General features: G+C 32.0%; 3 protein-coding genes. All 3 read left to right on the forward strand.

The features are described from left to right. Positions 1-1030: SHIRT domain-containing protein (locus HMPREF3045_RS06700; RefSeq protein ID WP_180363015.1), on the forward strand; the 1030-nt coding region annotated here is incomplete at its 5' end. Positions 1031-1500: 470 nt separating this feature from the next. Continuing rightward, a complete protein-coding gene (locus HMPREF3045_RS06705; RefSeq protein ID WP_004837997.1) occupies positions 1501-2724 on the forward strand; it encodes a dicarboxylate/amino acid:cation symporter in 1224 nt (407 codons plus the stop codon). Between the two features lie 87 nt (positions 2725-2811). Then, a complete protein-coding gene (gene nifJ, locus HMPREF3045_RS06710; protein ID WP_070738144.1) occupies positions 2812-6345 on the forward strand; it encodes a pyruvate:ferredoxin (flavodoxin) oxidoreductase in 3534 nt (1177 codons plus the stop codon). Positions 6346-6417: the final 72 nt, after the last annotated feature.

Raw genomic sequence — 6417 nt, forward strand, 5'->3', positions numbered from 1 at the left:
TGTTGATGAAAATGGCAACCAACTACTTCTTCCAAAAGAAGGAACACAAGGTCAAGTAAACATAGAAGGTTACGATTATGTAAGTACACATAAAGATAATAATGGTAATACAACTCATGTTTACAAGAAAAAAGCTCTTACACCAGATGTTGTAACTAAGTATGTTGATGAAAATGGCAAAGAAATTGCTGAAACTCAAAAAGGAAAACATCCAAGCAAAAATATCGAAGGATATGAAATAATAACTACAAAAACTGATGAGAAGGGAAACATAATCTATGTTTATAGAAAGAAACCTGATTCAACAAAAGTAGTTACTAAGTTCGTAGATGAAAATGGTAAACCTATCGCAGAAAACGAAGAAGGTAAAAAACCTAAGAAAGATATTAAAGGCTATGAGTATGTAAAAACTGAAACAGACAAAGATGGCAATACTGTTCATATCTACAAGAAGAAAGAAAATACTTCAAAAGTAGTTACTAAATTTGTAGACGAAAAGGGTAATCCTATCGCAGAAAACGAAGATGGTAAAAAACCTAAGAAAGATATTAAAGGCTATGAGTATGTAAAAACTGAAACAGACAAAAATGGCAATACTATTCATATCTATAAAAAATCTTCATCTGCAGAAAATAAATATAAAGTAACTCACAAATTTGAATCATCTACACCAGGTAAATCTCTACCAAAAGAAATTTTAGACCTTCTTCCAAAAAATCAAGATGGAATAGAAAATGGTACTAAAGTTTCACCTACAAAACCTTCTAAATTAGAAGTTAAAGTAAAAGATGGTACTTGGGTATTTGAAGGATATGATAAAGACAGTAGCATAGTCAATAATAAGGATGTAAATTTCACAGGAAAATGGAAATTTGTTCCAAACAAAACAGGCAAGATAAAAGTTTCAACTGGAACAAATTCTAGAAGCAAATCAAATGTTAAGACTGGTATAGAAGGTTCTTCTAATCTTATATTTGTCTTAATCGGATCAGCATTTGCTCTATACAAAAATAAAAAAAATAAATATTAAAATATTTATTGATAAAAACTAAGGCGAAAGGACTTTAAAAACCATAGCTATAAAAGACGAGGAAATAAAATCCTCGTCTTTTTTGTGTAAAATATTTGTGAAATTAATAAAAAATTAAAATATTTGGAAAATTTCGTGGAATAATTGATGTATTATTTTATAATATTTTCTGGAATTTGCAAATTTTAAAGGCAAATCATTTTATTTTATCTAGGTGCAGAGGGAAAACTATATCACAAAATAAAATGACTGTAAAATTTTTGTAAAATTTTAAAAATAAGTGCATAATAAATAAATATAAATTTTATAATCTTTGAACTTACAAGATTTGAAATATTTTTTTGAAAAAAACTCAAAGAATAAAAATATATTTTTAAAATTATAAATAAAGTTGACATGAAAACGTAAAACTGATATTATTTAGTTGATCTTAAGATCAATATTATTCATTTCAAGGAGGAAAAATAGAAATGAAGAAACTAGGTTTATTGCCAAGACTAATTATTGCAATCATTCTAGGTATTTTAATTGGACTTGCAGGTCAAAAAGTTGACGTTTTAAAAATCTTAGTTAGAATACTAATTACTTTTAATGGTCTATTTGGCAACTTCTTAGGATTTGTTATTCCACTAATTATTATGGGATTTGTAATTCCAGGTATAGCAGATCTTGGAGATTCAGCAGGAAAGACACTAGCAATCACAGCAGGTATTGCATATTTGTCAACAATTATCTTTGGAACTATTACATATTTTGTAGGCAGCGTTGTTCTTCCTAACTTTATTAAAAAGGGAGCAATCTCATTTGATCCAGAGAAAAACTCAGGAAAAGCTCTAGAAAAAATATTTGAATCACCAATGGATCCAGTATTTTCTGTTACAACAGCACTTATCATTTCATTTATACTAGGTGTTGGTATAGCAGCAGCTAAAGCTGAAGTTCTTAAAAAAGCAGTTCATGAATTCTCTGATATTATTACAAAATTAATATCAAATGTTGTAATTCCATTATTGCCATTCCACATTTGTGGTATTTTTGCTAACATGGCTTATGAAGGAACTGTAGCAGTTGTATTATCAGTATTCGCAAGAGTATTTATCATGGTATTGATACTACACTATCTAACAATTACTGCACAATTTACAATTGCAAGTTCAATGTCAGGTGGAAATCCATTCTCAAAAATCAAGACTATGATTCCAGCTTACATGACAGCTATAGGAACACAATCATCTGCAGCAACAATCCCAGTTACACTTAACCAAACTTATAAATTAGGTGTAAACAAAGGTATAGCAGACTTTGTAATTCCACTTTGTGCAACAATTCACTTATCAGGTTCAACAATAACATTAACATCTTGTTCATTATCAATTCTTATGCTTAATGGATCAGATGTAGGATTCCAACACATGTTCCCATTCATCCTTATGCTAGGTGTTACAATGGTAGCAGCACCTGGAGTTCCAGGAGGAGCAGTAATGGCAGCACTAGGTATTCTTCAATCAATGCTTGGATTTACAGAACCTATGACAGCTTTAATCATTGCATTATATGTTGCTCAAGATTCATTTGGTACAGCATGTAATATCACAGGCGATGCTGCAATAGCTTGTATAGTAAATAAAATTTCAGGATTCAAATTAGATCCAGAAGCTAATGCAGAATACATTGATGAACTAGTTAAGCAATAAAAAAATAGAACTCTTTTGAGTTCTATTTTTGAGCTTATGATCTTAAGACAATTAATTATGAAAATTTATTAAAAAGGAGTAATTTTTATGACGATAAAGAGAAGAAAAGTTACCATGGACGGTAACACAGCAGCAGCTCACGTATCTTACGCTTTTAGTGAAGTTTCAGCTATATATCCTATAACTCCATCTTCACCAATGCCAGAATTTATAGACAAATGGGCAGCAAATGGAAGATTAAATTTATATGGAAATCCAGTTTCAGTTACAGAAATGCAACATGAAGCAGGAGCAGCAGGAGCAGTCCACGGATCACTTGCAGCAGGAGCACTTACATCTACATACACAGCAAGTCAAGGACTTCTATTAATGATTCCTGATATGTACAAAATTGCCGGCGAAAGACTTCCTGCAGTTTTTCACGTAGCAGCACGTTCCCTATCAACATGCTCAATCAATATGTATGGCGACCATCAAGACGTTATGGCAGCAAGAGCAACAGGTTTTGCTATGCTTGCATCAGGTTCTGTACAAGAAATTATGGATCTTTCTCCAGTAGCTCATCTTTCAGCTATAAAAGCTAGAGTTCCATTTGTTAATTTCTTTGATGGATTTAGAACAAGCCATGAAATTCAAAAAATCGACGTTTGGGATTATGACCAATTTGAAGATATGGTTGATTGGAAAGCAATTGATGATTTTAAAAATGATTCATTAAATCCACACAGACCAACTATGCGTGGTGTATTTGAAAAGAGTGGATATTTCCAAAGAACTGAAGCTCAAAACAAAGCTTACAATGGACTTCCAGAAATAGTTGTTGATTATATGAATAAAATTAATGAAAAAATTGGAACAAATTATTCATTATTTAATTATGAAGGGGCAGAAGATGCTACAGATATAATTATAGCTATGGGTTCCGGAACTGATACAATTCAACAAACAGTAGAAGAATTAAATAAAGATGGAAGAAAAGTTGGACTTGTAAAAGTACATCTTTATAGACCATTTTCAACAAAACATTTACTTGAAGCAATTCCAGAAACTGTAGAAAGAATTGCAGTTTTAGATAGAACAAAAGAAAAAGGTTCTGCAGGAGAACCTCTATACTTGGATGTATTAGAATCTTTCTCAGATTCTGATAGAAATCCAAAAATAATTGCAGGAAGATATGGACTTGGACAAAAAGATACAAGACCTGCTCATATTAAATCAGTATTTGATAATTTAGCAAAAGATGAACCAAAAAATCACTTTACAGTTGGAATTATTGATGATGTAACTAATACATCTCTTGAAGTTGACAACAGCTTTGTAATTTCTGATGGACAAACAACACGTTGTATATTCTGGGGAAATGGTGGAGATGGTACTGTTGGAGCAAATAAAAACGCTATTAAAATTATAGGCGATAATACAGATATGTTTGCTCAAGGATATTTTGACTATGATGCTAAAAAATCTAATGGTCTAACAATGTCCCACTTGAGATTTTCTCCAAACCCAATCCATGCAGCTTACTTTATAGACGAGGCTGACTTTGTATCATGTTCTCCTCAAGCTTATGTAAGACAATATGACCTTGTTAAAAACCTTAAAGAAGGTGGAATTTTCTTATTAAATACAATTTGGTCAGAAGAAGAACTTGAAGAACATATTCCAAATTATTTATTAAAAGAAATTGCAGATAAAAATATTAAATTCTACACAGTAAACGCATCAAAAATTGCTCAAGAAGTTGGACTTGGACATAGAACAAACATGGTTATCCAAACAGCTTTCTTCATTCTTTCAGAAGTTTTACCAATTGAAGATGCTATAAAATATCTAAAAGATTCTATTGAAAAATCTTATGGAATGAAAGGTCAAGATATTGTTGATATGAACAATAAGGCAGTTGACCGTGCAAGTGAAGAATTACAAGAAATAAAAGTTAAAGAAGAATGGAAAAACCTTGGCGAAGATAGAGAAGGTGCAAATGAAAATGAACCAGACTTTATCAAAAATATGGTAAGACCAATAATAAACTTAGAAGAAGATGATCTTCCAGTTTCAACATATCTTCCATACGATGACGGTCAATATATGGCAGGAACTTCAAGATATGAAAAACGTGGTATAGCATTATTTGTTCCAGAATGGAATATAGATAATTGTATCCAATGTAACCAATGTTCATATATCTGCCCACACGCAACAATTAGACCATTCTTATTAGATGAAGAACAAAAAGCTAAAGCACCAGAAGGATTTGAAACTAAAAAAGCTATAGGCAAAGGACTAGAGGGTTACGAATTTAGAATTCAAGTTTCTCCATACGATTGTATGGGATGTGGAAACTGCGTTGACGTATGTCCTGCTCCAAAGAAAGCTTTGGCTATGAAACCAATAGATGAGCAAATCGAAAAACAAGCAGATAATTGGGAATTTGCTCATGGAGAAGTTGGATATAGAAATGATGAAATAGCTCCAACAAATGTTAAGAATTCTCAATTTAGCCAACCATTGCTTGAATTCTCAGGTGCATGTGCAGGCTGTGGAGAAACCCCTTATGCTAAATTAATCACTCAATTATATGGTGATCATCAAATTATTTCAAACGCAACAGGATGTTCATCAATTTGGGGTTCATCAGTTCCATCAATGCCATATTGTACAAATAATAATGGCGAAGGACCAGCTTGGGCATCATCATTATTCGAAGATGCAGCTGAATATGGATATGGAATGTTGCTTGCAACAAAATCAAACAAATTCTTACTAGAAACTTTGATGAAAAAATTCTTAGAATTAAAAGTTTCTACACCATTAAACGATGCATTTAACGAATGGTTAGAAAATAACGATGACTTTGAAGAAAGCAAAAAAGCAGCTATAAAAATTGAATCATTAATCGCAAACGGAACTGATAATGAAGAAGCAAATAAAATTATCGAAAGAATAAAATCACTAAAAGATTATTTAGTTAAAAAATCAGTTTGGATTTACGGTGGAGATGGTTGGGCTTATGATATCGGATTCTCAGGAGTAGACCATGTTCTAGCAAGTGGCGATGACATTAATATAATCGTATTTGATACAGAAGTTTATTCAAATACAGGTGGACAAAGCTCAAAGGCAACTCCTCTTGCAGCAGTAGCAAAATTTGCAGCAAGTGGTAAAAAAGTTAGAAAGAAAGACCTAGGTTTAATGATGACAACTTATGGTTATGTTTACGTTGCACAAGTTGCAATGGGAGCAAACCAAGCACAAACATTAAAAGCAATAAAAGAAGCAGAAAGTTATCATGGTCCATCATTAATAATTGCTTATGCTCCATGTATTAACCACGGACTAAAAGCAGGAATGGGCAAGACTCAAAGAAGAGAAAAAGAAGCTGTAGCAAGTGGATACTGGCACTTATGGAGATTTAACCCACTTCTTAAAGAAGAAGGCAAGAATCCATTTAGCTTAGATTCAAAAGATCCTACAGAATCATTCCAAGAATTCCTACAAGGCGAAGTAAGATACGCTTCCCTTAAAAAAGCCTTCCCAGAAGATGCAGATAGATTATATGCAGAAGCTGAAGAAGCTGCAAAGGAAAGATTAGAATCTTACAAAAAAATGGAAAATAAATAAAAATTAAATCCTAAAAATAGTATATGAATCACTAAGTGTTTTAATAAACCAGACTTTTAAAAGTCTGGTTTA

Origin of the sequence: Anaerococcus sp. HMSC075B03, from assembly GCF_001815585.1 — a bacterium.
Taxonomy (GTDB): Bacteria; Bacillota; Clostridia; order Tissierellales; family Peptoniphilaceae; genus Anaerococcus; species Anaerococcus vaginalis.

Bases quoted from the DNA above. Each gene is read 5' to 3' on its own strand.
- HMPREF3045_RS06705 (WP_004837997.1), top strand. From the start codon at position 1,501: ATGAAGAAACTAGGTTTATTGCCAAGACTAATTATTGCAATCATTCTA.
- nifJ (WP_070738144.1), top strand. From the start codon at position 2,812: ATGACGATAAAGAGAAGAAAAGTTACCATGGACGGTAACACAGCAGCA.